The sequence below is a fragment of the Bacillus sp. PS217 genome (assembly GCF_037963535.1).
Taxonomy (GTDB): domain Bacteria; phylum Bacillota; class Bacilli; order Bacillales; family Bacillaceae; genus Bacillus; species Bacillus subtilis.
Genome location: NZ_CP150157.1, coordinates 3,161,323 through 3,187,236, shown reverse-complemented (window position 1 = coordinate 3,187,236; position 25,914 = coordinate 3,161,323). Strand labels below are relative to the sequence as shown.

Genomic DNA, 25,914 nt, shown 5'->3' with positions numbered 1-25,914 from the left:
ATGAAGACGTAAAGGCGTTTACAGCTATATTTACGATAATGCGGCTTTGATGCGGCGCAGGCCGTCCTGCAGGGTTGCAAGAGAGCATCCTGCGTTCAGGCGCATAAATCCTTCTCCGCCAGGCCCGTATTTCGTCCCGGGCTCTAAAATAACTTTTCCTTTTTTTAGCATTCTTTGCTGAAGCTCTGCATCGGACAAGCCGTAAGCGCTGAAGTCGAGCCAAATCAAGTATGATGCATCCGGCTTCATCATTTTGACCTTTGGCAGCTCGGTGCTCAAAAAGGCTTCCGCTTCGTTCATGTTTCTCTCAATGTAAGAGATCAATCCATCAAGCCACGGTCCCCCTTTTGAATACGCGGCTTCGATTGCAGTGACGGCAAACGCGTTCAGTCCGCCTAAACCATTGCGCTGAAGGCTTGCGGAAAACTTGGCGCGCTTCAGGCGATCCGGAATAATGATTGCTGAAGCCTGCAATCCGGCGATATTAAATGTTTTGCTTGGAGCAGCAAATGTCACAGAAATATCAGCGAAATCGTCAGAGAGCGAAGCGAACGGCGTGTGTATGTGTCCGTACAGCATTAAATCAGAATGGATTTCATCCGATACAACTGTGACGCCATGCTCAAGGCACAATTCGCCTAGCTTCAGTAAGTCTTCCCGGCCCCATGAACGCCCAGAAGGGTTATGAGGATTGCATAAAATAAACAATGTAACACTTGGGTCACTAAGCTTCGTCTCCAAATCTTCAAAATCCATTGCATATGCGCCGTCTTTTTCTAGCAGCGGATTATGTAAAATGTGCCGGCCGTTTTTCTCCACCATATGGTAAAAAGGCGTATAAACTGGAGGCTGAACAACTACTTGATCGCCCGGCTCCGTAAAAGCTTGTACCGCCATGCTCAAAGCCGTTACAACGCCGGGGCTGAATGTGATGCTTTCCGGATTCACCTTCCAGCCGTGCCTGTTTTGCATCCATCCGCACACAGCATCCCTCGTTTTTTGATCTGGAGTTGTATAACCAAAAATACCGTGGTCAAGACGCTCTTTTAACGCTTCAGTTATCGCTTCTGGCGCGCGAAAATCCATATCCGCCACCCACATCGGGAGTGCGTCTGTCACGCCAAATAATTCGCCTGTTTTGTCCCATTTGACCGATTGGGTGCCAAGGCGTTCTTCTCGTTTATCAAAGTTCATTCTGTTACCCCCTCATGTATGTTTATTCTTCTAAGCTTCACTATGATAAGATAGAACTGCAAATTTTATTATAAGCGGTGATGAATATGGAAGAAAGTCAAGCGGTCAGGGAAATGATTAAGATCATTGCCAAATGGGACCCGTTTAAATATGGAGAAGAGTTTTACGAAACGGAGGCTGTTGATGTCGTGCAGGCAGTCTATGATGAAGACGATCCCGACGTGCTGGCGAAAAGCATTCAGCAAATATTTGAAACTTCTTTTGAACAAACGCTGCCGATCGCCAGCTGCCGGGAAGTGGCTGGCCAGCTTTTATTCATTAAAAACAGCAGCTCCTGCACGCCTTAAAAAAACCGGTTCAGCACCGGTTTTTTTAATTGATAAAATCAGCAATGTGTTCAGAAACAAGTTCAGGCCGTTCTTCAGGCACCAGATGTCCGGTCTGGCCAAGTGAGTACAGCACGGAATTAGGCAAATCTGCGTGCAGCCGTTTACCGATCTCCATTGGGACAATTCGATCCTCCTCGCCCCAAATCAATAGAGCAGGCTTGTTCATTTTCTTCAATTGCTCGGGTTCTAAATCTCCTTCTCTGTGGCGGATAAACCTTGTCATGGCTTTGAAAATCTGCTCGTCCTGAAACGGTCTGCCATAGCCGTCGATCATCTCCTCATCAATCAGCGATTTGTCATGCACCACATTTAATAAATTTTTCATCACGCCTTCTTTCGAGAGCCAGCGTTTGATGTAAAGATGAAAATACGGGATATGGGTCCCGAAAATGATCGTCGGGTGTGAACGTTTTAAATACCCTGAACTGCAAAGCAGCACAACCTTTGAAAAAAGCTCAGGTTTTTGGAGAGCAGCAGACAGCGATATCTGCCCGCCCATAGAATGCCCGACAAGCACAGCCTGTTTCACTTGCAAGTGCTCCAAAATCCCAATGACAAGCTTAGCAAGGTTTTGATAGGTATAGATAAACGTTCTTGATTTTTCAGATTGGCCGAAAGGAGGCAAATCAAGCGCGATGATGTCGTACTTGTCCCGAAGGAGAGGGATTACTTTTCTGAAGCTGAATGCAGATGATAAAAAACCGTGTACGCAGACCAGCGTTTGCCTGCCGGGATTTTGATAATGTTCGTAGTATACATTGACTCCATCGACCGTAAACCGCCTTATTGGTGAAACCGCCTCCATTCTGTGTCACTCCCTTTTTTTGATGGTTGTATTATGCCCTGAAATTGTAAATTCTAGCGGAAGTTTCTCCTCGTTTTTTCTTAGCATTCGTCAAAAAACGTGATATAATGTCATGAGATTTCTTGACATTGCAAAGGTGTGAATCAAATGAAATTGACAGAAAAAGAAACAGAAATATTAGAAATTTTAGACGAAAACAGCCGCGCCGATTTAGAAACAATTGCAAAGATGGCAGGCATCCCTGTAAATGAAGTAAAAACAATTATTGACAAACTGGAGAAAGAAAAGGTTATTATCGATTATTCCGCTATGATTGATTGGCGAAAAGTAGACGGACATGAGGGCGTTACGGCCATGATCGACGTCAAAGTAACGCCGAAGCGGGGCGTCGGTTTCGATGAAGTGGCGGAACGGATTTACCGATTCCAAGAGGTTGAATCAGTTTACCTGATGTCAGGCGTATACGATTTGTCTGTCGTGATTCGCGGCAATTCGATGTCTGACGTAGCGCGTTTTGTTTCGGATAAACTCTCAACGCTTGATTCAGTTGTATCTACGACAACCCATTTTATCCTGAAAAAATACAAGCATGACGGCAAAGTGTTTGAAACAGGAGACGACGACAAAAGAATCGTGGTGTCACCGTAAATGACTTCGTATTTATCAGACTATGTACAACAAATAAAACCATCCGGCATCCGCAAATTCTTTGATTTGGCGGCAACGATGGAAGGCGTCATTTCTTTAGGCGTCGGCGAGCCTGATTTTGTTACCGCGTGGAATGTCCGCGAAGCAAGCATTCTCTCTCTTGAACAAGGATATACGTCATACACGGCCAATGCGGGTTTATACTCATTGCGGGAGGAAATCAGCCGTTATTTGAGCAACAGGTTTGACCTTAGCTACTCGCCAGATAATGAGCTGATTGTGACAGTGGGGGCAAGTCAGGCTTTAGATATTGCGATCCGCGCCATTGTGAATCCAGGTGAGGAAGTCATCATCCCTGAGCCGTGTTTTGTGGCTTACGATGCGCTTGTTTCTTTGGCAGGCGGTATCCCGGTTCACGTTCATACAACGGCAGACAAAGGATTTAAAGCAACGGCTGCTGATTTTGAAGCGGCAGTCACTGAAAAAACAAAGGCCATTCTCATCTGCTCACCATCGAATCCGACAGGTTCGGTTTATTCGAAGGAAGAGCTGAATGAGATTGCTAAGTTTGCCAAAAAACATGATGTCATCGTTTTAGCCGACGAGATCTACGCGGAGCTGACATATGATGAGGAATTTACAAGTATAGCGGCATTACCGGGAATGAAGGAACGGACGATAGTCATCTCAGGCTTTTCAAAAGCATTTGCAATGACGGGCTGGAGGCTCGGTTTTGCCGCGGCACCATCCTTGCTTCGGGATGCCATGCTTAAAATTCATCAATATGCGATGATGTGTGCGCCCGCAATGGCGCAGTTTGCCGCCCTTGAAGGCCTGAAGAACGGCATGGAAGACGTAGAAAAAATGAAAAAAAGCTATCGAAGAAGACGGAATCTGTTTGTAGAATCGCTCAATGAAATCGGCCTCAGCTGTCATCATCCGGGCGGCGCTTTCTATGCTTTTCCATCTATTAAAAGTACGGGAATGAGTTCAGAACAGTTTGCCGAGGAGCTTCTGACGCAGGAAAAAGTGGCAGTTGTTCCTGGAAGTGTGTTTGGTCCGAGCGGTGAGGGATATATCCGTTGTTCATATGCAACCTCGATTGAACAGCTTCAAGAAGCGTTAGTCAGAATGAAACGCTTCCTGCACAAAACAACATAAAAAAAGATACGAACCTTTTGTTCGCATCCAATAAAAGGGGGGAATACTAGAAAGCCTTTGGTATTTTCAGTTTACCCCCTTTTTGCTGTGCATAAACCTGATTTTTTATAAAAAAGTTTTCTTTGCGGAAATAAGACATGTGTGATATAATTTTAAATTGCGTATAAACAGATATTTAATTTAACTTAGGAGTTGTTATGAATGGCAGCAAAATTTGAAGTGGGCAGTGTTTACACTGGTAAAGTTACAGGATTACAAGCGTATGGTGCGTTTGTTGCATTAGATGAAGAAACTCAAGGTTTAGTACACATTTCTGAAGTGACTCACGGTTTCGTAAAAGATATCAACGAGCACCTTTCAGTTGGCGACGAAGTACAAGTAAAAGTACTTGCTGTTGATGAAGAAAAAGGCAAAATCAGCCTTTCAATTCGTGCGACACAAGCTGCGCCTGAGAAAAAAGAAAGCAAACCAAGAAAACCTAAAGCTGCTCAAGTAAGCGAAGAAGCTTCTACACCACAAGGTTTCAACACATTAAAAGATAAGCTTGAAGAGTGGATCGAAATGTCCAACCGCAAAGACCTTATCAAAAAATAAGCATGAAAAAAAGCACCGGACAGGAATGTTCGGTGCTTTTGGTTTCATGCAAAATCCTATTTCAGCGTGATTGATATCCTATCGCATTTCAGGATTTGCTGCTTCTTCACGTGATCTTTCCTCGTTTGGCTTAAATAGCAGACCGAGGTTGATTAAGCCGGCGATTCCGACAAGTCCGTAAATGATTCGGGAAAGAGCTGACCCTTGGCCGCCGAAGATAGCCGCTACTAAGTCAAATTGGAAAAATCCGATCAATCCCCAGTTAATGGCGCCAATGATGGTTAATACAAGACAAATTCTTTGAATGGTACTCATGTTTTGCAACCTCCTCCATGAATTATTAAAACAGTTATAGATTGTGACATATTGGAGAATCTATACATGCATTCTCCATATGAGGGAAGCTGGCCTGCCCTCGCTTATATCAGCTTCTTTCCCAGCAACTTGCAAAATAAAACCATCTGGTATGCTGATCGGTGAGAGCTGATTGCTTTACATGTGGTGAGGACATTCTGCATAATAAAAAATCTAAGGAGGAGATGTCATGCAAAACTTTACATACTGGAATCCGACCAAATTAATTTTCGGGCGCGGCGAAGTGGAAAGACTTCCGGAGGAACTCAAACCTTACGGAAAAAACGTATTGCTTGTGTACGGAGGCGGCAGCATTAAACGCAGCGGCCTGTATGATCAAGTGATTGAACAGCTGAATAAAGCCGGAGCGACCGTGCATGAATTAGCAGGTGTGGAACCGAATCCTCGTGTGTCGACTGTTAATAAAGGTGTTGCCATCTGTAAAGAACAAAACATTGATTTCTTGCTGGCTGTCGGAGGCGGAAGCGTAATCGACTGTACAAAAGCGATTGCCGCAGGAGCGAAGTATGATGGTGATGCGTGGGATATCGTTACGAAAAAGCATCAGCCAAAAGATGCTTTGCCATTCGGAACGGTATTGACTCTCGCTGCGACTGGTTCAGAAATGAACTCAGGATCTGTTATTACAAACTGGGAAACAAAAGAAAAATACGGCTGGGGCAGCCCGCTCGTATTCCCTAAATTTTCGATTCTTGATCCGGTGAATACATTCACCGTACCTAAAAACCACACGATCTACGGGATGGTTGACATGATGAGCCACGTATTCGAACAATACTTCCATCATGTATCAAACACGCCGTATCAGGACCGCATGTGTGAATCACTTTTGCGTACAGTCATTGAAACAGCGCCTAAGCTGATCAATGATCTCGAAAATTACGAATTGCGTGAGACGATCCTGTACACAGGAACAATCGCATTAAACGGCATGCTTTCTATGGGGGCAAGAGGGGATTGGGCTACTCATAATATTGAACATGCAGTATCAGCCGTTTATGATATTCCGCATGCCGGCGGACTGGCGATTCTGTTCCCGAACTGGATGAGACACACATTGTCTGAAAACCCTGCCCGCATGAAACAGCTTGCAGTTCGCGTGTTTGATGTTGAAGAAGCAGGTAAAACGGATGAAGAAATTGCCCTTGAAGGTATCGATAAGCTGTCCGCATTCTGGACAAGCCTTGGCGCTCCGAACCGTCTTGCTGATTATGATATTAATGATGAGCAGCTTGACACAATTGCTGACAAGGCAATGGCTAACGGTACATTCGGCCAATTTAAATCACTCAACAAAGAAGATGTGCTTTCAATTTTGAAAGCATCTCTATAAAAAAAGGGGAAATAGCCGTTTGGCTGCTTCCCTTTTTCTTTTTGTCAACTTATGTTACAATTGAAAATCTGTTTTTTACCAGCATCATTTGGAGGTTTTACTATGGAAAATTTCACTTATTATAATCCGACAAAGCTGATTTTTGGAAAAGGTCAGCTTGATCAATTAAGAAAAGAATTCAAACAATACGGCAAGAATGTACTGCTTGTTTACGGGGGCGGCAGCATTAAACGCAACGGCCTTTATGATCAAGTCACAGGCATTTTAAAAGAAGAGGGCGCTGTTGTTCATGAGCTGTCAGGTGTAGAGCCGAACCCGCGTCTTGCAACAGTGGAAAAAGGCATAGGACTTTGCAGAGAGCATGATATTGATTTTCTGCTTGCTGTCGGCGGAGGCAGTGTGATTGACTGTACAAAGGCAATCGCAGCTGGCGTCAAATACGATGGCGACGCTTGGGATATTTTCAGCAAAAAAGTAACAGCGGAGGATGCGCTGCCGTTTGGCACTGTTTTAACGCTTGCTGCAACAGGCTCTGAAATGAACCCTGATTCCGTGATTACAAACTGGGAAACAAACGAGAAATTTGTATGGGGCAGCAATGTCACTCATCCGCGTTTCTCTATTTTAGACCCTGAAAATACGTTCACGGTTCCGGAAAATCAAACAGTATACGGCATGGTTGACATGATGAGCCACGTATTCGAACAATACTTCCATAATGTTGAAAATACGCCGCTTCAGGATAGAATGTGCTTTGCTGTTTTGCAGACGGTCATCGAAACAGCTCCTAAGCTTCTTGAAGATCTGGAAAACTACGAGCTTCGTGAAACGATTTTGTATGCTGGTACAATCGCTTTAAACGGCACGCTCCAAATGGGCTACTTTGGTGACTGGGCTTCTCATACAATGGAACACGCCGTTTCAGCTGTGTATGATATTCCGCACGCGGGCGGTTTGGCGATACTGTTCCCGAACTGGATGAGATATACTCTTGATACAAATGTAGGCCGCTTCAAAAACCTCATGCTCAACATGTTTGACATTGATACTGAAGGCAAAACAGATAAAGAAATTGCGCTTGAAGGAATCGATAAACTATCTGCGTTCTGGACAAGCCTCGGTGCGCCTTCTCGTCTTGCTGATTACAATATTGGAGAAGAAAAACTTGAGCTGATTGCTGATATCGCAGCCAAGGAAATGGAACACGGCGGCTTCGGCAACTTCCAAAAACTGAACAAAGATGACGTGCTTGCCATCCTTCGCGCGTCTCTATAAACTCAAAGGGCGGAATCCAGTCATTCCGCCCTTTCTTCTTGACTTGATTTCACAGATAAGTTCATATAAAGTGAAAGATGAAAACATTATACCGTTATGGAGGGACAAGCAATGACGCATGTACGCTTTGACTACTCAAAAGCGTTGACTTTCTTCAACGAACATGAACTTACATATCTGCGGGACTTTGTAAAAACAGCACACCATAATATCCATGAAAAAACAGGCGCGGGCAGCGATTTTCTAGGCTGGGTGGACCTCCCTGAACATTATGATAAAGAAGAATTCGCGCGCATCAAAAAAAGCGCGGAAAAAATCAAATCTGACTCTGATGTCTTGCTTGTTGTCGGCATTGGCGGTTCTTATCTTGGAGCGCGGGCAGCGATTGAAGCGCTGAATCACGCGTTTTATAACACTTTGCCAAAAGCAAAACGCGGCAATCCGCAAGTCATTTTTATCGGGAACAACATCAGTTCATCTTATATGAGAGACGTCATGGATCTTCTTGAAGATGTTGACTTCTCTATTAATGTGATTTCTAAATCAGGTACGACAACTGAACCTGCAATCGCTTTCCGTATTTTCCGCAAGCTTCTTGAAGAGAAATACGGTAAAGAAGAAGCGAAAGCGCGGATTTATGCAACAACTGATAAAGAGCGCGGCGCATTAAAAACGCTTTCTAACGAAGAAGGCTTCGAATCATTCGTTATTCCTGACGATGTCGGCGGCCGTTATTCAGTTTTAACAGCTGTAGGCCTCTTGCCGATTGCTGTCAGCGGCGTCAACATTGATGACATGATGAAAGGCGCCCTGGATGCGAGCAAAGATTTTGCAACATCTGAACTGGAAGATAACCCAGCATACCAATATGCGGTTGTTCGCAATGTCCTTTATAATAAGGGCAAAACAATTGAAATGCTCATCAACTACGAACCGGCGCTTCAATACTTTGCGGAATGGTGGAAGCAGCTGTTCGGAGAAAGCGAAGGGAAAGATGAGAAGGGCATTTATCCTTCTTCAGCGAACTATTCAACAGACCTTCATTCTTTAGGCCAGTATGTACAAGAAGGCCGCAGAGATTTATTCGAAACGGTCCTGAACGTAGAGAAACCTAAACATGAACTGACAATTGAGGAAGCGGATAACGATCTTGACGGCTTGAACTATTTAGCCGGTAAAACTGTTGATTTCGTTAACAAAAAAGCATTCCAAGGTACAATGCTTGCCCATACAGACGGAAATGTTCCGAACTTAATCGTTAACATTCCTGAGCTGAATGCATATACTTTTGGATACCTTGTATATTTCTTCGAAAAAGCCTGCGCGATGAGCGGTTACCTCCTTGGCGTCAATCCGTTTGACCAGCCTGGTGTAGAAGCGTATAAAGTCAATATGTTTGCGTTACTCGGCAAACCTGGCTTTGAAGAGAAAAAAGCAGAGCTTGAAAAACGTCTGGAAGATTAATGTGAGAAAGCTGACTGGCATTTGCCGGTCGGCTTTTTATAAAATCAGAAAGGTGCTGATGTTCATGAAACAATTGGTTAAACATCTCATCATTGCCGGTTTTTCTGCAGCTATTTTAAGTTTCCTTATCTCCTTTGATGCCGTGTATACAGAGTTTTCTTCAAGCTTTGGCGGCACGCTTTCACATTTTTTCATCCACGCCTTTCTTCTCATTGGTTTGCCGCTTGCCCTTTTTACCGATGCGGTACATCGGATTTTGCATTTAAAACGAACCCATACTCTTTTCACTAAATTAGGACTCTATGCAACGGTTATTTATGTGTCTTGGGATTCAGCTGTATGGCTTGCAGCGGCAATGGCTGTTTACTTCTTAATTGAATGCGCTTTATTTTCTGCTGGCCGCGCGAAAGAAACAACGATTTCCATGTAGGCGCCTCTGAATGAAGTCTTGTTCGGCGGGACAGGATAAGTGAAAAAAGGGGCATTCTGATGATACCAATACCTTTCGCGATAGATGGGCAGTCTTTTCTGCTTCAAGAACTGGAACAAGTGATGAAGCCGCTCGGTTATGTGATAAACGGCGGCTGGGAATACGATCATGGCTACTTTGATTATAAAATTGATGATAGAGACGGCTATTTATTTTTAAGAATTCCCGTCAATGCGGTACAGGGCAGTCTCGATGAACGAGGGGCGGCCGTCCGGATCGGAACGCCGTTTATGCTGAGACAGGTGTTTCAGGCGGATGTTGACGATCACGCCGAGGGAGGGCCTTTCCAATCACTGTTTAATCAATTTTCCGAACCGGAAAGGCGGGACGCGGAAATTGATCCGGCATTTTTGGATATCGGCGCCTCTCTCGTGAAAGAATTGGAGGATGTTCTGTTACACTAGATGGCAAGGAATTGGTCTGTTTCGAGCACCTTGTATGTAAGAGGAGGGGAAAGCATCGGTCCCTCCTTTTTTTGTACGCCTATAATTGTTGTGTTGTGATCAAGGAAATAGAGAACACAGGTTTTGTAAGCCGCTCCCTTTAGTTCGTCAGGAACAGCAAGAAGCTCCACATTCTGATCAAGTGTCAGCTTGATTCCGTTCTGCTGTTTAGGCGGCCGTAACTTGACTTGGTAATGCTGCAGCATCGCCCGGCTGATAAATTCTGAAGTTCCGATGATTTGGTTTGCGCCTGCCCGTTCCGCATTGGTGACAAAACGGTCAGTCAAAATCTCGACGATGCAGTAAGCAAGGGGATTAAGACCTTTAACAGATAAAAGAGTCAGCACTGACAGCATATCAGCATCAGTTTCACTTTTATACTGATCGGCAGTAATCATCACTGATTCCGCTTCAGTAATATTGGCCCGTTTCAGTGTCCCATCATCAGCAGCGTGCCCGCGTATGAAATGAACGTTTTCAATAAGCGGGCCTTCTGTTAAGGATTCATCGATTAGTACGACTGTTTTGGAAGGGGCGGCAAGCTGAAGGTCCTTCAAAAGCCGGTTTGTTTTTTCATTCCACCCGATCAGAATGATGTGGTCCCGGCCTTTGTAAGCAACTTTTCCTTCGATGTAGCGATGCTGTCTGCTGAATGCGGCCGCTGATAACGTAGCGAAATATGCTGTGACAAAGCTTGCTCCGCTCAAAATCAGCAGTATTCCGGCTGCCTGTCCCAGCGGCGTGTGCGGCACATAGTCTCCATAACCGACTGTCGAAACTGTAACGACAGCCCACCAAATGCCTTCGAATACCGAAGTGAACTGCTTAGGCTCAAGTATATAAATGATTTGGCCGAACAAAAGAATCAGACATAAAATAATAACCCCGATTCGGATAAATAACGGCCACCTGAGCCATGAAATAAATATCCGATTTGATTTCATTCTTTTTCTCCTTCTTCAGATACTGAGATGGATAAAATCTGTTTAATAATTGTATTTAATTTCTCATTTAGCTTTTCCTGGCCGTACTTATCTCGGGCCTGCTTCATTAACTCGGCTGTATCATCATCAAGCTGAATAAGCGGTTCATCAATTTCCGATTCATTATACAGCTGGATAAACGCGTCCAGTCCTTCATTCATTCGGTCGATTGCTGTGCTCAGCTGTTCCTTTTCCTCACTCGTCACTTTCATAGCTTCCATCACACCCGTGCTTTTTTCTAACAGTATGTCCCACTTCCGGTGATGTTTTTCAAAAAATGTACAAAACATATAAAACCGGATTTCTCCATAAACTAAAACAAAAAGGATGAAAAAGATGACGATCTTTCAAAGAACGATCGTGGTTTTGATCGGTACGCAGCTGGCGGCATCCGCGGTGATTTTGTTTATTTTTGATTTGAATTCATATAATCACTTTTCCGGCAGCTTCTCCTGGCTTCATTTTCTGAAAGAACTGGCCGGCAGTTTCGCCTTTTATTTGTTTTCAGCAGGCCTGTTCTTTTTGCTGATTGGATTGTGTGCTCCAAGCCGGAAGAAAAAGCGCATTTCTGTACACGGGAAAGAAAACTCATTAAAATAATCGTAATAGAGAAATGATCATGGAAAAAGGATGATGAAAAAATGCTGTTTATATTTTTAACAATAGCCGCATTGGGATTGTCGTTTTGGGCACAATTTAAAGTAAAGAGCAACTTTGAAAAATATTCAAAAGTGGAAGCCTCAAGCGGACGTACAGGGGCAGAAACGGCAAGACGGATTTTAGATATAAACGGTCTTTACGACGTGCCGGTCGAACCGGTAAGAGGCACTTTAACAGACCATTACGACCCGACAAGACGGGTGGTGCGTTTATCTGAGCCGGTCTATTACGGCCGCTCAATTTCCGCCATATCCGTAGCTTCCCATGAAGTCGGACATGCCTTGCAGCATCAGGAGTCATATGGTGCGCTTGTGCTGAGACATAAAATCTTCCCAGTCGTGAATTTTGCATCCGGTGTAGCTCCTTTGCTTTTCTTAGGAGGCATGCTTCTCGGCAGCCTGAATTTGATCGGGCTTGGCATCATACTGTTTTCAGCGGCTGTCTTTTTCCAGCTGATTACATTGCCTGTCGAATTCAATGCAAGTTCACGTGCGAAGCAGATTATTGTGTCAGAAGGATTCATCCGAAACAATGAAGAAAATGGGGTAAATAAAGTGCTGAGTGCTGCTGCCTTAACGTATGTGGCCGCCGCCCTGGTTTCCCTGTTTGAACTACTTCGTTTTGTGATGATTTTCTTAAACGGTCGTGATGAGAATTAACGTTAAGGAGGTGGCCCCTTACCATTTATGGTAAGGGCTTTTTTTGCTTATTTTACAATTGATCGCCATTTTTGTTTTGATTGGCATTACGGCTGTTTTCGTTGCAGCGGAATTTGCGATCGTCAAAATCAGAGGTTCAAAAATCAATCAGCTCATCGAAAGCGGTGACAGCCGAGCGTTAGCCGCACATAAAATCATCTCCAATCTTGACGAGTATTTATCAGCCTGCCAGCTCGGGATTACGATTACAGCCCTCGGCCTTGGATGGCTTGGTGAACCTACATTTGAACGTTTTCTTCATCCCTTATTTACAATGACAGGCATGCCGGAACCGTTTAACCACATTGTCACATTTGTAGTTGCATTTATCATCGTCACTTTTTTGCATGTGGTGATGGGGGAGCTTGCCCCGAAAACGGTTTCTATTCAAAAAGCTGAAGCTGTAAGCTTATGGATTGCAAAGCCGCTGATCTGGTTTTATAAAATCACGTACCCGTTTATTAAAGCATTAAACGGCTCTGCAAGCTTTCTTGTGAAATTGTTTGGCTTTCATTCAGTAAAGGAGCATGAGGTTGTCATCAGCGAAGAGGAACTAAGGCTGATCCTTTCTGAAAGCTATGAAAAGGGAGAAATCAATCAGTCTGAATTCCGCTATGTAAATAAGATTTTTGAATTTGACAACCGGGTAGCGAGAGAGATTATGATTCCGCGGACAGAAATTGCGGTTATCTCTCTGGAGCAGTCGCTTGAAGAGGCAATTCATCACATCATTAATGAACGGTATACACGCTACCCTGTCATCAAAGATGACAAGGATCATATTTTAGGGATCATCAACAGCAAAGATATGTTTAAAGCTTATTTTCTCGGCCAGCCGATAAAGCTGGAGCAAATCATGAGGCCCGTTATCAGGGTCATTGAAAGTATTCCTGTTCAACAGCTTTTAATCCGCATGCAGAAGGAGCGGATTCACATGGCGATTCTCGTAGATGAATACGGGGGAACGGCAGGGCTTGTCACTGTAGAGGATATTATAGAGGAAATCGTCGGGGAAATCCGCGATGAGTATGATCAGGATGAAACACCGCACATCCTGAAAAAGGGCGAGCACCATTATGTGATGGATGGAAAAGCGCTAATAGACGAAGTGAATGACCTTCTCGACATTGCGATTGAAAATGAAGAAATTGATACGATTGCAGGCTGGCTTCTAACGCAAAAAATGGAGCTGAAAGCAGGAGATGTGATACACGCGGAGGGCTGTGAATTTAAAATCCTCGACGCCGAAGATCATCACATCCGTTTTGTAGAAATTAAAAAAACTGATTTTTAATAAAAAACAGCCGGGGAACGAACGGCTGTTTTTTGTGTCATCAAGTCATTTCTTAAAAAGCAATGCTGTGAAGCCTTTTTTCTACATAGGATATATAAGACCGGTACACTGGGAAGGAGTGGCTGTATGAAAAAGGCTTGGTGGAAGGAAGCCGTTGTTTACCAAATTTACCCCCGCAGTTTTAAAGATTCAAATGGAGACGGAATTGGGGATATTCAAGGAATCAGATCCAAGCTTTCTTACATAAATGAGCTGGGCGCTGACGTCATATGGATTTGCCCGCTGTATGACTCACCGAATGCTGATAATGGCTATGATATCCGGGATTATCAAAACATATTAAGCGAGTTTGGCACCATGGAAGATTTTGATGAACTGCTTGGTGACATTCATGATCTGGGGATGAAGCTGATTATGGATCTCGTTGTGAACCACACAAGCGACGAACATCCATGGTTCATAGAATCCCGTTCATCCATACACTCGGAAAAGCGCGACTGGTATATTTGGAAAGACGGCAAAAACGGAAAAGCGCCCAACAATTGGGAAAGCATTTTCGGCGGGCCGGCTTGGGAGTATGATCAAAAGACAAGCCAGTATTATCTGCACCTTTTTGATAAAAAACAGCCTGATTTGAATTGGGAAAATGAACAGGTGAGGAATGCCGTTTATGACATGATCAATTGGTGGCTTGATAAAGGAATTGACGGATTTCGGGTGGATGCCATTACGCATATTAAGAAAAAAGAAGGGCTTCCCGACATGCCGAATCCAAAGGGGCTGGACTATGTCCCTTCCTTTCCTTATCATATGAATGCTGACGGCATTATGGATTTGTTAACAGATCTGAAGGAAAACACATTTTCCCGCTATCCGATTATGACAGTTGGTGAAGCAAACGGCGTCGCTGCAAAAGAAGCAGCTGATTGGGCTGGAGAAAAAAACGGCATATTCAGCATGATTTTTCAATTTGAGCATCTCGGCCTGTGGGATGTAGAGATCAATGAAAGTATTGATATCGTTGCATTTAAACGAATTTTAACTGACTGGCAGGACAGTCTGGAAGGGATCGGCTGGAATGCTTTGTTTATGGAGAATCACGACCAGCCCCGTTCAGTTTCTGTGTGGGGAGACGACGGAGTGTACCTGAAAGAAAGTGCAAAAGCGCTTTCCGCTGTTTATTTTCTCATGAAAGGCACACCGTTTATTTATCAGGGACAGGAACTCGGGATGACGAACGTGGCTTTTCCATCTATTGAGGACTATGATGATGTCGCAATGAAACGCCTGTATGAAACAAAAACAGCGAAAGGCACATCACACGAGGATGTGATGAAGATTGTCTGGAAAAAGGGAAGAGACAATTCGCGAACGCCGATGCAATGGAGTGTTGGTCCATACGCCGGATTTTCTGAGGCCAAACCGTGGATCGGAATCAATGAGAATTACAAATGGCTGAATGCCGAGGCGCAAAAAAACGATAAAACATCCGTTTACCATTTTTACAAAAGCTTGATCAAGCTGCGCCAAACATATGATGTTTTTATTAACGGGACATACGAGCTCATTTTACCGGAAGATCAGCAAATCTTTGCATATCTTCGGAAAAACGAGAGCCATACTGCACTGATTGCGGCCAATCTGACAGGAACACCGGCGTTGTTCAGGCACTCTGGATTGCCATTGTCATCAGATGCACTCGTCTTGTCAAATATTGAAACAGAGCCGCACAAGCATATGACATCAGTACTCTTAAAGCCGTATGAAGCAAGAATATATCTATGGTGCTAAACTCCAGCCTTAGACTGGAGTTTTTTTGTTTTAACGGGTTTATGAGAGCGGTTTAACAGGAAAAAAAAGAACACAGAACGAATTAAGCGATGAGAGCGGACAAACGAAAGGAGAAACAAATGCTGAAAACACTGCAAATCAAAACAACCAAACGAGATGAAATGATTGATATCACCCGGGAGGTGGAAGCGTTTCTTCAAGAAACAGGTATAACGAGCGGCGCAGCGCTGATTTACTGTCCGCATACGACTGCGGGCATTACAATTAATGAAAATGCCGATCCGGACGTCAAAAAAGATATGCTCAGAAGGTTTGATGAGGTATATCCGTGGGAACATGAGCTGGACCGCCATATGGAGGGCAATACAGCTGCACACATGAAGTCGAGTACAGTCGGAGCTTCACAGCATGTCATTGTGGAAAACGGCCGGCTCATTCTTGGAACGTGGCAGGGCATTTATTTCTGCGAATTTGACGGCCCTCGCACCCGGACATGCTATATCAAAATGATGGGATAATAGGCTGTTTTTTATGACAAAAGCATGATCGCTGAACAAGCGCCGATAGCCGGAGGGCCTGTCACACCCGCCCACGCTGCGGCTTTATCGAATGAAGGCGCGCTTGGCATTCGTCCATATGCGAAATAAAAAGCGCGGGAAAGAGACACGCGCCTCATCCTTTGTTTTCAGGAAAGCCTGCATGAGGGATAGTCAATCAATGGATGTGAACGTACCGAGCTTTGCCGAACGTAACTTGATAAACTGAGGTGACAGATATGAACATTCTTCAATACTCTTATAAAAAAAGAGGGAAAATTGAGTTTGTATTTGAAGGCTGGCCTCACTCAAAAGTTACAATGGTTCCTATCAAAGGCTACTATTTTGTCCGCTTTATCAAATGGAGCAGCCTGGATCCAATCGTGACAAGAAATGACCTTGAAAAAATGGAGTGGGCTGCGAACCAATATTTCGGCACAGCCCCCTTCTATCGAAAACGAAAGGCATTTGAAACCCCATCGTCCGGAAAATAGGCGATGGGGCTTTTTAGCGGACGATGCGGAAAAGAGACGGAACATCCAGTCTGGTCGCCTGAGACAGAAGGTAGGCTGACTGTAAGGCTCCTTTTTTCCTAAAAGAATTCAGCTTATCAATAATTTGCTGTCCGTTTAAGATACCAAGACCATGGGCAAAATATTTATCTTCCCCCAGTAAAATCACATTTTCGCCTCTCCATTGCGCCTTTTGCGGATCAAATTCAGGATTCTTAAAATACAAACAATCTCCAAGGAAAAAGTGGTGTCCTGTTTCCGTATATATCGGCAATTTCTCATAATGCCAGTCATATAAAATAATTCTGTCAAAGCTGGCATTGAATTTATCTTCTCCGATTGTATCGATTAAGGCCAAGTAATAAATGATAACGATTGCGGTTGCGCATTCAAACGCATAAAACGGGCCGTTCTCTGCAATGTCCCGAATCGCTTTTGAAGGCGGCATTCTGTATTTCAGCTCCAAGGCGCCCTCCGGTGAAACCCTCCAATACGTTGTATTCCCGTATGTTTTTAAAAAAGTGGCAAACTTCGCCCCGCTTTTGTGCAGCGTCTTTGCCGCTGCTACAATATTCATCCGCAGTTTAAGCTCAAACATCAGTTCAGCAATTGAATGATAATCAAACTGAACAGGCGTCTCAATCATCTCTTTTAACAGCGGATTCAGATTTTGATCAATCTGCCAATTTTCAATATCCTGGGGACGGAGCAATTGTCCTGATACAATAATCATGTTTAGCCCCCCTTGTTTTTTATAGGATATGCAAAGGGCTTGGGCAATGAAAGTTAAAAAGACAGAAGACAGCCAAAAAGAACTTCTTCCATTTTTTATTTTAAAACTTTTTTAAGCAGCCGATATATACTGTATCAAACCTGAAGGAGCAAGTGACATGAAGACTTTTATCAATTGGCTGAAGAAACCGTCTATTTCAAAGAAATTAATCGTCTCATTTATCGCGATTCTCATTATCCCTATTCTTATATTAGAATTTAGTTCTTACCGAAGCGCCAGCGGAAAGCTGGATCAGGAAATTATGGGAAATGCGAAAAACAGTGTCGATACATTTAATACAACTGTTACAAATAATCTGGGAGAAAAAGCGAAAGCAGTCACCTTTTTCAGTGAATCTCTTAAAAGATCCGCATTCAAAGGGAAATCTAATCAAGAAGAGATCAAAGCTAAATTTTCACAATATGTATCTATTAATCAAGGAGTAGCCAGAATTTATGGGGGCGCAGATAACGGCACTTACGTACAAGCGCCAAAAGAGAAATTGCCGGAAGGATACGACCCGAGACAACGCCCTTGGTACCAGGATGCGATGAAGGCCGGCGGTGAAATTGTCGTGACAGATCCTTACGTGGCTGCGAGTGACGGAAGCATGGTCATTACCATTGCACAGGAGCTGAAGGACGGATCTGGCGTTGTCGCCATGGATATTACCATTGATAAATTGTTAGAACAAATGAAACAAATCAAGGTCGGAAAAGAAGGTTATGCTTTCATTGCAACAAAAAACAAAACCTATGTCGCCCACAAGAACCATAAGGCTGGAGAAAAGCTTTCAGGCGACTGGGTAGCCAAAATGTATGCGAATGACAGCGGTGAACTCCAGTATACTCTTAATAACGAAGATAAAAAGATGACCTATACTACAAACGAACTGACTGGTTGGAAAATAGCCGGCACAATGTATATGGATGAAATTAAGGATGCCTCAAATTCTGTGCTGACAACAGGAATGATTGTGCTGATTGCTTCCATTGTGGCAGGAGGAATTTTAATTCTGTTTATCGTTCGTTCGATTACAAAACCGTTAAAACGTCTTGTTCAATCATCGAAAACGATCAGCAGGGGGGATCTGACCGAAACGATCGAAATCCATTCAAAGGATGAGCTTGGGGAGCTTGGGGAAAGCTTCAATGAAATGGGACAATCTCTCCGCTCGCTGATCAGCACTATTCAGGACTCGGTGAACAATGTGGCCGCATCTTCCGAACAGCTTACCGCATCTGCCGGGCAGACGAGTAAAGCCACCGAGCATATTACGATGGCGATTGAGCAGTTCTCAAACGGAAACGAGGAGCAAAGCGAAAAGGTTGAATCCAGCTCTCATCAGCTGAACTTAATGAATGAAGGACTCCAGCAAGTCTCACAAACATCGTCAGATATTACAAAGGCATCTATCCAATCAACGGAAATCGCCGGAACGGGTGAGAAGTTTGTGCAGCAGACAGTCGGACAAATGAACTCGATTAATCAATCTGTTCAGCAGGCTGAAGCTGTTGTCAAAGGCTTAGAAGGAAAATCAAAAGACATCACAAGCATTTTGAGAGTCATCAACGGAATCGCTGACCAAACAAATCTGCTTGCACTAAACGCAGCCATTGAAGCGGCGCGTGCCGGAGAGTCAGGACGCGGCTTCTCTGTCGTAGCGGAGGAAGTGCGCAAGCTGGCTGTCCAATCAGCCGATTCAGCAAAAGAAATCGAAAAGCTGATCCAAGAAATCGTCGCAGAAATCGAAACCTCTCTTCACATGTTTAAAGAGGTCAATCAGGAAGTACAGTCCGGACTTGTTGTCACAGACAATACAAAAGAAAGCTTCCAGAGCATTTTCAGCATGACAAACGAAATCGCGGGCAAGCTGCAGACGATGAATTCCACCGTCGAGCAGCTGTCAGACCGTTCACAGCATGTTTCAGCAGCAGTCAGCGGCATTGCAGACGTGTCGAAAGAAAGCTCGGCAAGCATCCAGGACATTGCCGCATCAGCTGAAGAACAGCTTGCTTCCATGGAAGAAATCAGTTCCTCAGCGACGACTCTTGCGCAGATGGCAGAAGAGCTTCGCGATCTGACGAAACAATTTAAAATCGAGTAAAAACCGAAAAACAGCGCTATCAAAGCGCTGTTTTTTTATATGGTAAACAATAATAAAGTCCTAGTTTAACAGGTGAATTTAGAACTATTTTTCATTTTTTCCTCCATTTTCAATGTAATTTAAAGGAAGATCTGCCGATATAATTTGTAAATTATTGAAAGAAGGTTCAAAAGGAAATGAAAAAAACACTCACCACTATTCGCAGATCATCAATTGCAAGGAGACTTATTATTTCTTTCCTGCTGATCTTAATTGTTCCGATAACCGCCCTTTCGGTTAGCGCTTATCAATCAGCAGTTGCCTCACTTGATGTACAGATGACGCAAAGCGCAAAGGAAAATGTTCAGATATTAGATCACATCATTGATGATAAAATCAGCACGACTGAAAAAAGCCTCGCATATTTCAGCGATTGGGCTACAGAAGAAAAGTTTCAGGATAAAAAGAAAACAGAGCTGAAACAGGAATTTAAACAATTTATCCAAATGAATGATAATGTCGCTGCGGTATTTTCAAGCGGCAAAGACGGGGAATTCACCCGTTATCCGTACGCTGACATGCCAAGTGACTTTAATGCTTTGGAACGAGATTGGTACAAAGAAGCAATGGCCAATAAAGGCAAAACAATTGTCACTGAGCCTTATGAATCGATTTCATCAGGAAAAATGGTCGTCACCATCGCCCGTCAAACGGTGGATGGGTCAGGCGTTGTCGCCATTGATATGAAAATTGATGACTTAGTCACTACCGCGAAAGGAATCAATATCGGAAAAGAAGGCTATGCTTTTATCTTGAGCCAAAACAAGAAAGTCATCGCCTACTCCGGAGAAAAAGCGGGAACAGAGCTAAAAGGGGACTGGGTTGATAAGCTCTACAAGGATAAAAGCGGGGACTTTGAATATACGTACAAAGGCAAAAAGAAAAAAATGGCATTTGCAACAAGCGAAACAACAGGCTGGAAAATCAGCGGCACGATGTATGCAAACGAGATTCACGATGCTGCAAGCAGGGTTCTGATCATGGCTTCAATCGTTCTGGCGATTGCCATCGCAGCTGGAATGACGGCGATTTATTTTGTGATTCGATCCATCACAAAGCCATTGAGACGCATTGTCGCATCCGCTGAAAAAATTAGTGAAGGCGATCTAACCGAAACGATTGAAATCAATTCAAAAGATGAACTCGGCGTTCTGAGCGAGAGCTTCAATCATATGGCACACTCGCTTCGCTCGCTCATTCACGGGATCAAAGACTCAGTAGAGCACGTTGCCTCATCGTCTGAAGAGCTGACTGCATCGGCAGACCAGACAAGCAGAGCCACTGAGCACATTACGATGGCTATCGAGCAATTTTCAAACGGCAGTGAAAGCCAAAGCGAGAAAATAGAAACGACAACCGAACAAATTAATGAAATGAATGACGGATTGGCAGAGCTGGCGCGGGCTGCAGCAGTGATTACAGAAACATCCGCAGATTCAACAGAAGTGTCAAGTAAAGGGGAGACACTCGTCCAGAAAACAGCCGGCCAAATGAACACAATTGACCATTCTGTAAAAGCAGCGGAACAAGTGGTGAAAGGGCTGGAGATCAAATCAAAGGATATCACGAATATTTTGCGTGTCATCAACGGCATTGCGGATCAAACCAATCTTTTGGCTTTAAATGCCGCCATTGAAGCGGCCAGAGCGGGTGAATACGGACGGGGCTTCTCAGTCGTCGCTGAGGAAGTGAGAAAGCTCGCGGTACAGTCGGCTGACTCGGCAAAAGAAATTGAATCGCTGATCAGTGAAATAGTAAAAGAAATTCACACATCACTGAACGTGCTTCAGTCCGTAAACAAAGAAGTTAAAACAGGGCTTGTCATGACGGATGAAACTAAACAGAGCTTCAAACATATATCGCAAATGACCAATCAAATTGCTTCCGAGCTGCAAAACATGAATGCGACGGTTGAGGAGCTGTCAGCGGGAGCTCAAGAAATTTCCGCAGCTTCAAATGATATCACAGCCATTTCTAAGGAAAGCTCGGATGGCATCCAAGATATCGCCGCTTCAGCTGAGGAACAGCTGGCTTCCATGGAGGAGATTAGTTCATCTGCACTGACGCTTGAAAGAATGTCTGAAGAACTCCGTGATCTGACAAAACAATTTAAAGTAGATAAATAATAGGTCTAAAATACTATTTATTTATGGGAAATTAGTTACTTTTGTTAAATTTCTTCTTTTTTGCTGTATATATTTACCCATTTCCAGCCGATATGAAGGGTAGCATAAAAAAGGAGAAATGAATGATGAAAAAAATACTCCAACTCATAAAACAAAGATCAATTACACGGAAGCTTCTTGTTTCCTTTCTGTCGATCCTCATCATACCGGTTGTTATATTGGCGATCTTTGCGTATCAATCGGCTAGCAGCTCACTCGACAGACAGATGATGGGGAGCGCATTGGAAAATGTACAGCAATTAAACGAAATCATTAACACCAGCATCGGCGAAAAAGAAAACAGTGCTGATTATTTCAGCGAATGGCTGACAAAAGAGAAATACAATGCAAAAAGCAATGCAAGCATTGCAGAGAAATTCTCACAATATATCAGCATTAACAAGGATGTAGAATCCATTTATACAAGTGACACAAAAGGGCACTTTACCCGCTATCCGGATCTTCCGATGCCAAGCGGCTACAATCCGGTTGAACGCGACTGGTACAAAAAAGCGGTTGCAAATAAAGGGAAAGTCGTGATCACAGACCCTTATAAAACCGCGTCGACAAATACGATGGTTGTGACAATCGCCCAGCAGACAAAAGATGGTTCAGGCGTTATCGCAATCAACATGACCATTGAAAATCTGCTGAAAACAACCAAAAAAGTCAACATCGGCACACAAGGCTACGCATTTATCATGACGAAGGACAAAAAAGTTGTCGCTCATCCTAATGAAAAATCAGGAACTGAATTAAAAGGCGACTGGCTCGATAAGATGTTGAGTGCTGATAAAGGCGATTTTCAATACACCATGGATGGCGATAAGAAAAAAATGGCCTTTGACACAAACAAGTTGACGGGATGGAAGATCGGCGGCACCATGTATTTGGATGAAATCCATGAGGCAGCCCAGCCTGTCCTACACCTTGCTTTAATTGTCTTGGCCGCAGCTATTATCATAGGGATTATCGTCATGACTTTGATCATTCGGTCGATTACAACACCGCTGAAACAGCTTGTCGGTTCCTCTAAGCGGATCAGCGAGGGAGATTTGACGGAAACCATTGATATCCGTTCAAAAGATGAATTGGGCGAGCTTGGCAAAAGCTTTAACAATATGGCGTCGTCACTTCGTTCTCTCATACACGCCATCCAGGATTCCGTAGATAATGTTGCCGCTTCCTCTGAGGAGCTCACTGCATCAGCTGCGCAAACGAGCAAGGCAACAGAGCACATTACATTGGCGATTGAACAATTTTCTAACGGCAATGAAAAACAAAACGAAAACATTGAAACGGCAGCAGAGCACATTTATCAAATGAATGACGGGTTGACGAATATGGCTCAAGCTTCTGAAGTGATCACTGATTCATCTGTTCAATCGACAGAAATTGCAAGTGAAGGCGGCAAGCTTGTTCATCAAACCGTCGGCCAAATGAATGTCATTGACAAGTCCGTTAAAGAAGCGGAGCAAGTCGTACGCGGATTGGAAACGAAATCGAAAGATATTACAAACATTTTGCGTGTGATCAATGGCATCGCAGACCAGACGAACCTGCTTGCCTTAAACGCAGCAATTGAAGCAGCGCGCGCAGGCGAGTACGGCCGCGGCTTCTCCGTTGTAGCGGAAGAAGTAAGAAAACTGGCAGTACAGTCAGCAGATTCAGCAAAAGAGATTGAAGGATTAATCATCGAAATTGTGAAGGAAATCAATACATCACTCGGCATGTTCCAATCTGTCAATCAAGAGGTGCAGACAGGACTTGACATCACAGATAAAACAGAAATGAGCTTCAAACGCATTTCTGAAATGACGAACCAAATCGCCGGCGAACTGCAAAATATGAGTGCGACGGTTCAGCAGCTTTCTGCCAGCTCCGAAGAAGTTTCGGGAGCGTCTGAGCACATTGCATCGATTTCAAAAGAAAGTTCAGCGCATATACAAGATATCGCGGCGTCAGCCGAAGAGCAGCTTGCTTCCATGGAAGAAATCAGCTCGTCTGCAGAGACCCTTTCGTCTATGGCGGAAGAGCTTCGCGATATGACCAAACGATTCAAAATCGAATAATAAGCCTTAACACCCAAGCTTGTTACGCTTGGGTGTTTTTTTTAGTTTTTTTATTAAACCTTTTATCCTAGTTTGACGATATTAGATTTATCTTAAAGGAGGAGTCAACAAGAATGGGAAAATTCATACATTGGATCAAACAGCCATCGATCAGCAAACCGCTAATCGCTGCGTTTCTGGCAGTGCTTATTTTGCCGGTTGGGGTTTTAGCATATTTCAGTTATCAATCAGCTTGGAACGCGTTAGACAGAGAGCTCATAAACAGTGCGAAGGGAAATGTTGAAGAACTAAACAGTACGCTGCAAAATAAATTAGAAGATAAAGTAAAAGCAATAGATTATTATAGTGAGACAGTCGATAAAGACATATTGTTAGGCAAAAACAAAACATTACTGAAAGAGAAATTTAAGCAGTACACGACACTTAACGACGATGTAGGCGCAATCTATGCTGCTTCAGAAGATAAGAAGCTTTATAAATATCCGGATAGCGGTGTTCCGAAAGGTTTCGATCCGACAGGACGTGACTGGTACAAACAGGCGGTTGCGGAAAAAGGACAAGCTGTTTTCTCAGAACCGTATACTGATGAAGCGACAGGAGATATCGTTGTCACAATTTCAAAACAATTAAAAGACGGTTCAGGGGTTATAGCGCTTGATTTAAACCTGGATGAAGTGCTTACTGCATCACAAAGAATCAAAATCGGTAAAGAAGGCTTTGCATTTATTACGACTGGCAACAAAAAATATATCGCCCATCCGACAATTAAGCCGGGGACAACCGGATCCGGCGATTGGACAAACCAAGTATATTCCAAAAAAGAAGGCTCATTTGAATATATATTCGAAGGCAAAGAAAAGAAAATGGCCTTTACGACAAATAAACTGACTGGCTGGAAAATCGCAGGCACATATTTTGTCAGTGAATTGCAAGATGCTTCAAGTCCGGTGCTGAACACTGCGGTTATCATTCTATGCGTGTCAATTGTAATCGGCGGCATACTCATACTCTATATTATTCGTGCCATCACCAAGCCGTTAAGAAAACTTGTCTCAACGTCTGCAAAAATCAGCAGTGGAGATCTCACAGAAGTCATTGACATTCACTCGAAAAACGAGTTTGGCCAGCTTGGCGAAAGCTTTAATGAAATGTCTGCATCATTGCGTTCTGTAATCGGCGTTATTCAAACGTCTGTAGAAAACGTTGCTTCATCTTCTGAGGAGCTGACGGCAAGCGCAGCCCAAACGAGCAAGGCAACTGAACATATTACACTTGCCATCGAACAATTCTCAGATGGCAACGAGGCACAAAGCGAGAAACTGGAAACAAGCTCAAATCATCTTTCTCAAATGAACGAGGGGATTTCAAAAGTGGCTCAGGCCTCTTCAACCATTACGAAATCATCGATTCAGTCCTCTGAGGCAGCGGGCAGCGGAGAAAAGCTGGTGGAGCATACAGTCGGCCAGATGAAAACAATTGACCAATCCGTTCAAAAAGCGGAAGCGGTTGTGAAGGGCCTTGAAACAAAATCGCAAGATATCACAAGCATCTTGAATGTGATTAATGGCATTGCTGATCAAACCAACCTGCTTGCATTAAATGCTGCGATTGAGGCGGCAAGAGCGGGAGAATACGGAAGAGGTTTCTCAGTAGTTGCGGAAGAGGTTAGAAAACTTGCTGTACAATCAGCAGACTCCGCCAAGGAAATTGAAGGATTAATTCAAGAGATTGTCAGGGAAATCAGCACCTCACTTTCAATGTTCCAATCCGTGAATCATGAAGTGAAAGAAGGCTTGCAGATTACGGATCAAACAGCGGAAAGCTTTAAACAAATCTATGAGATGACAACCCAAATTTCCGGCGAATTGCAAAACTTGAACGCGACGGTTGAACAACTGTCAGCCGGATCACAGGAAGTGTCAAGTGCTGTTGAAGATATTTCTGCAGTGGCGAAAGAAAGCTCAGCAGGCATTCAGGATATCGCAGCTTCGGCGGAAGAACAGCTTGCGTCCATGGAAGAAATCAGCTCTTCAGCGGAAACGTTGGCAAACATGGCGGAAGAACTTCAGGACATTACGAAGAAATTTAAAATAGAATCATAATGAAACAAGAAA

Annotated in this window: 25 protein-coding genes and 1 pseudogene; 20 read left to right on the top strand and 6 right to left on the bottom strand. The window is 43.8% G+C overall.

Annotated elements, in window-relative coordinates; genetic code table 11:
* Positions 1-30: 30 nt before the first annotated feature.
* Positions 31-1,194 (bottom strand): cystathionine beta-lyase PatB, encoded by a 1,164-nt coding sequence (patB, locus tag NSQ83_RS16630; protein WP_198878540.1) that lies wholly within the window; start codon positions 1,192-1,194, stop codon positions 31-33.
* Between the two features lie 86 nt (positions 1,195-1,280).
* Here patB and NSQ83_RS16625 point away from each other — a divergent pair, with 86 nt between their 5' ends.
* Entirely contained in the window at positions 1,281-1,541 is a 261-nt protein-coding gene (locus NSQ83_RS16625) for a YugE family protein (protein WP_032722422.1), read from the top strand.
* A gap of 25 nt (positions 1,542-1,566) precedes the next feature.
* Here the strand turns inward: NSQ83_RS16625 and NSQ83_RS16620 are convergent, their stop codons facing one another.
* Entirely contained in the window at positions 1,567-2,388 is an 822-nt protein-coding gene (locus NSQ83_RS16620; protein WP_014480683.1) for an alpha/beta hydrolase, read from the bottom strand.
* 147 nt (positions 2,389-2,535) lie between these two features.
* On the opposite strand from NSQ83_RS16620, the gene NSQ83_RS16615 reads away from it, so the two are divergent.
* The 3 genes from NSQ83_RS16615 (at position 2,536) to yugI (ending at position 4,791) form a co-directional block, all read left to right on the top strand.
* On the top strand, positions 2,536-3,036 hold the full coding sequence (locus NSQ83_RS16615; RefSeq protein ID WP_009968070.1) for an Lrp/AsnC family transcriptional regulator: 501 nt from the start codon (positions 2,536-2,538) through the stop codon (positions 3,034-3,036).
* Positions 3,037-4,197, top strand: coding sequence for an aminotransferase (locus tag NSQ83_RS16610; protein WP_198878541.1), 1,161 nt, complete (start codon positions 3,037-3,039; stop codon positions 4,195-4,197).
* Between the two features lie 201 nt (positions 4,198-4,398).
* The gene (gene yugI / locus NSQ83_RS16605; protein ID WP_003228864.1) at positions 4,399-4,791 is read left to right on the top strand and encodes a S1 domain-containing post-transcriptional regulator GSP13; all 393 of its coding nucleotides are present in this window, start codon (positions 4,399-4,401) and stop codon (positions 4,789-4,791) included.
* A 78-nt stretch (positions 4,792-4,869) separates the two neighbouring features.
* Here yugI and NSQ83_RS16600 read toward each other — a convergent pair whose 3' ends face one another.
* A complete protein-coding gene (locus NSQ83_RS16600; RefSeq protein ID WP_003220771.1) occupies positions 4,870-5,106 on the bottom strand; it encodes a DUF378 domain-containing protein in 237 nt (78 codons plus the stop codon).
* 229 nt (positions 5,107-5,335) lie between these two features.
* Here NSQ83_RS16600 and NSQ83_RS16595 point away from each other — a divergent pair, with 229 nt between their 5' ends.
* The 5 genes from NSQ83_RS16595 to NSQ83_RS16575 all read left to right on the top strand — a co-directional run bounded on the left by NSQ83_RS16595 (position 5,336) and on the right by NSQ83_RS16575 (position 10,132).
* A complete protein-coding gene (locus NSQ83_RS16595; RefSeq protein ID WP_003228869.1) occupies positions 5,336-6,499 on the top strand; it encodes an iron-containing alcohol dehydrogenase in 1,164 nt (387 codons plus the stop codon).
* Positions 6,500-6,601: 102 nt separating this feature from the next.
* Positions 6,602-7,774 (top strand): iron-containing alcohol dehydrogenase, encoded by a 1,173-nt coding sequence (locus tag NSQ83_RS16590; protein WP_038429527.1) that lies wholly within the window; start codon positions 6,602-6,604, stop codon positions 7,772-7,774.
* A 111-nt stretch (positions 7,775-7,885) separates the two neighbouring features.
* Entirely contained in the window at positions 7,886-9,238 is a 1,353-nt protein-coding gene (locus NSQ83_RS16585; protein WP_003243401.1) for a glucose-6-phosphate isomerase, read from the top strand.
* Between the two features lie 58 nt (positions 9,239-9,296).
* Complete coding sequence (locus tag NSQ83_RS16580; RefSeq protein WP_339239246.1) at positions 9,297-9,668, top strand: hypothetical protein; 372 nt, start codon at positions 9,297-9,299, stop codon at positions 9,666-9,668.
* Between the two features lie 59 nt (positions 9,669-9,727).
* Positions 9,728-10,132, top strand: a complete 405-nt coding sequence (locus tag NSQ83_RS16575; protein WP_198878542.1) for a YugN-like family protein — start codon at positions 9,728-9,730, stop codon at positions 10,130-10,132.
* On the opposite strand, the gene kbfO is transcribed toward NSQ83_RS16575, so the two are convergent.
* Entirely contained in the window at positions 10,129-11,115 is a 987-nt protein-coding gene (gene kbfO, locus NSQ83_RS16570; protein ID WP_198878543.1) for a potassium channel protein KbfO, read from the bottom strand. The genes NSQ83_RS16575 and kbfO overlap by 4 nt on opposite strands.
* Positions 11,112-11,444, bottom strand: a complete 333-nt coding sequence (gene mstX / locus NSQ83_RS16565; protein WP_021480479.1) for a biofilm formation protein MstX — start codon at positions 11,442-11,444, stop codon at positions 11,112-11,114. Before mstX ends, kbfO begins: the two co-directional genes overlap by 4 nt.
* 46 nt (positions 11,445-11,490) lie before the next feature.
* Here mstX and NSQ83_RS16560 point away from each other — a divergent pair, with 46 nt between their 5' ends.
* The 7 genes and pseudogenes from NSQ83_RS16560 to NSQ83_RS16530 all read left to right on the top strand — a co-directional run bounded on the left by NSQ83_RS16560 (position 11,491) and on the right by NSQ83_RS16530 (position 16,627).
* Positions 11,491-11,754 (top strand): membrane protein, encoded by a 264-nt coding sequence (locus NSQ83_RS16560; protein WP_015483620.1) that lies wholly within the window; start codon positions 11,491-11,493, stop codon positions 11,752-11,754.
* 41 nt (positions 11,755-11,795) lie between these two features.
* Positions 11,796-12,473: a zinc metallopeptidase gene (locus NSQ83_RS16555; protein WP_003228889.1), complete on the top strand. Its 678-nt coding sequence runs from the start codon at positions 11,796-11,798 to the stop codon at positions 12,471-12,473.
* Positions 12,474-12,516: 43 nt separating this feature from the next.
* Positions 12,517-13,806, top strand: a complete 1,290-nt coding sequence (locus NSQ83_RS16550; RefSeq protein WP_014665156.1) for a hemolysin family protein — start codon at positions 12,517-12,519, stop codon at positions 13,804-13,806.
* Positions 13,807-13,932: 126 nt separating this feature from the next.
* Positions 13,933-15,597: an alpha-glucosidase gene (locus NSQ83_RS16545; protein ID WP_198878544.1), complete on the top strand. Its 1,665-nt coding sequence runs from the start codon at positions 13,933-13,935 to the stop codon at positions 15,595-15,597.
* Positions 15,598-15,622: 25 nt separating this feature from the next.
* Positions 15,623-15,757, top strand: a pseudogene (locus NSQ83_RS16540) (hypothetical protein).
* Positions 15,717-16,115: a secondary thiamine-phosphate synthase enzyme YjbQ gene (locus NSQ83_RS16535; protein ID WP_003243483.1), complete on the top strand. Its 399-nt coding sequence runs from the start codon at positions 15,717-15,719 to the stop codon at positions 16,113-16,115. Before NSQ83_RS16540 ends, NSQ83_RS16535 begins: the two are co-directional and overlap by 41 nt.
* A gap of 257 nt (positions 16,116-16,372) precedes the next feature.
* Positions 16,373-16,627 (top strand): hypothetical protein, encoded by a 255-nt coding sequence (locus NSQ83_RS16530; protein WP_015714605.1) that lies wholly within the window; start codon positions 16,373-16,375, stop codon positions 16,625-16,627.
* Between the two features lie 13 nt (positions 16,628-16,640).
* Here the strand turns inward: NSQ83_RS16530 and NSQ83_RS16525 are convergent, their stop codons facing one another.
* Complete coding sequence (locus NSQ83_RS16525) at positions 16,641-17,378, bottom strand: protein-glutamine gamma-glutamyltransferase (protein WP_015384485.1); 738 nt, start codon at positions 17,376-17,378, stop codon at positions 16,641-16,643.
* Between the two features lie 157 nt (positions 17,379-17,535).
* Between NSQ83_RS16525 and mcpB the strand changes: the two genes are divergently transcribed.
* From mcpB to tlpB, 4 genes are all read left to right on the top strand, one after another.
* The gene (mcpB, locus tag NSQ83_RS16520) at positions 17,536-19,524 is read left to right on the top strand and encodes a methyl-accepting chemotaxis protein McpB (RefSeq protein ID WP_198878545.1); all 1,989 of its coding nucleotides are present in this window, start codon (positions 17,536-17,538) and stop codon (positions 19,522-19,524) included.
* A gap of 176 nt (positions 19,525-19,700) precedes the next feature.
* The gene (gene tlpA / locus NSQ83_RS16515; RefSeq protein ID WP_160221782.1) at positions 19,701-21,689 is read left to right on the top strand and encodes a methyl-accepting chemotaxis protein TlpA; all 1,989 of its coding nucleotides are present in this window, start codon (positions 19,701-19,703) and stop codon (positions 21,687-21,689) included.
* A 125-nt stretch (positions 21,690-21,814) separates the two neighbouring features.
* Positions 21,815-23,800, top strand: a complete 1,986-nt coding sequence (gene mcpA, locus NSQ83_RS16510; RefSeq protein WP_015714603.1) for a methyl-accepting chemotaxis protein — start codon at positions 21,815-21,817, stop codon at positions 23,798-23,800.
* Positions 23,801-23,913: 113 nt separating this feature from the next.
* Positions 23,914-25,902, top strand: coding sequence for a methyl-accepting chemotaxis protein TlpB (gene tlpB / locus NSQ83_RS16505; RefSeq protein WP_003228913.1), 1,989 nt, complete (start codon positions 23,914-23,916; stop codon positions 25,900-25,902).
* Positions 25,903-25,914 lie beyond the last annotated feature (12 nt).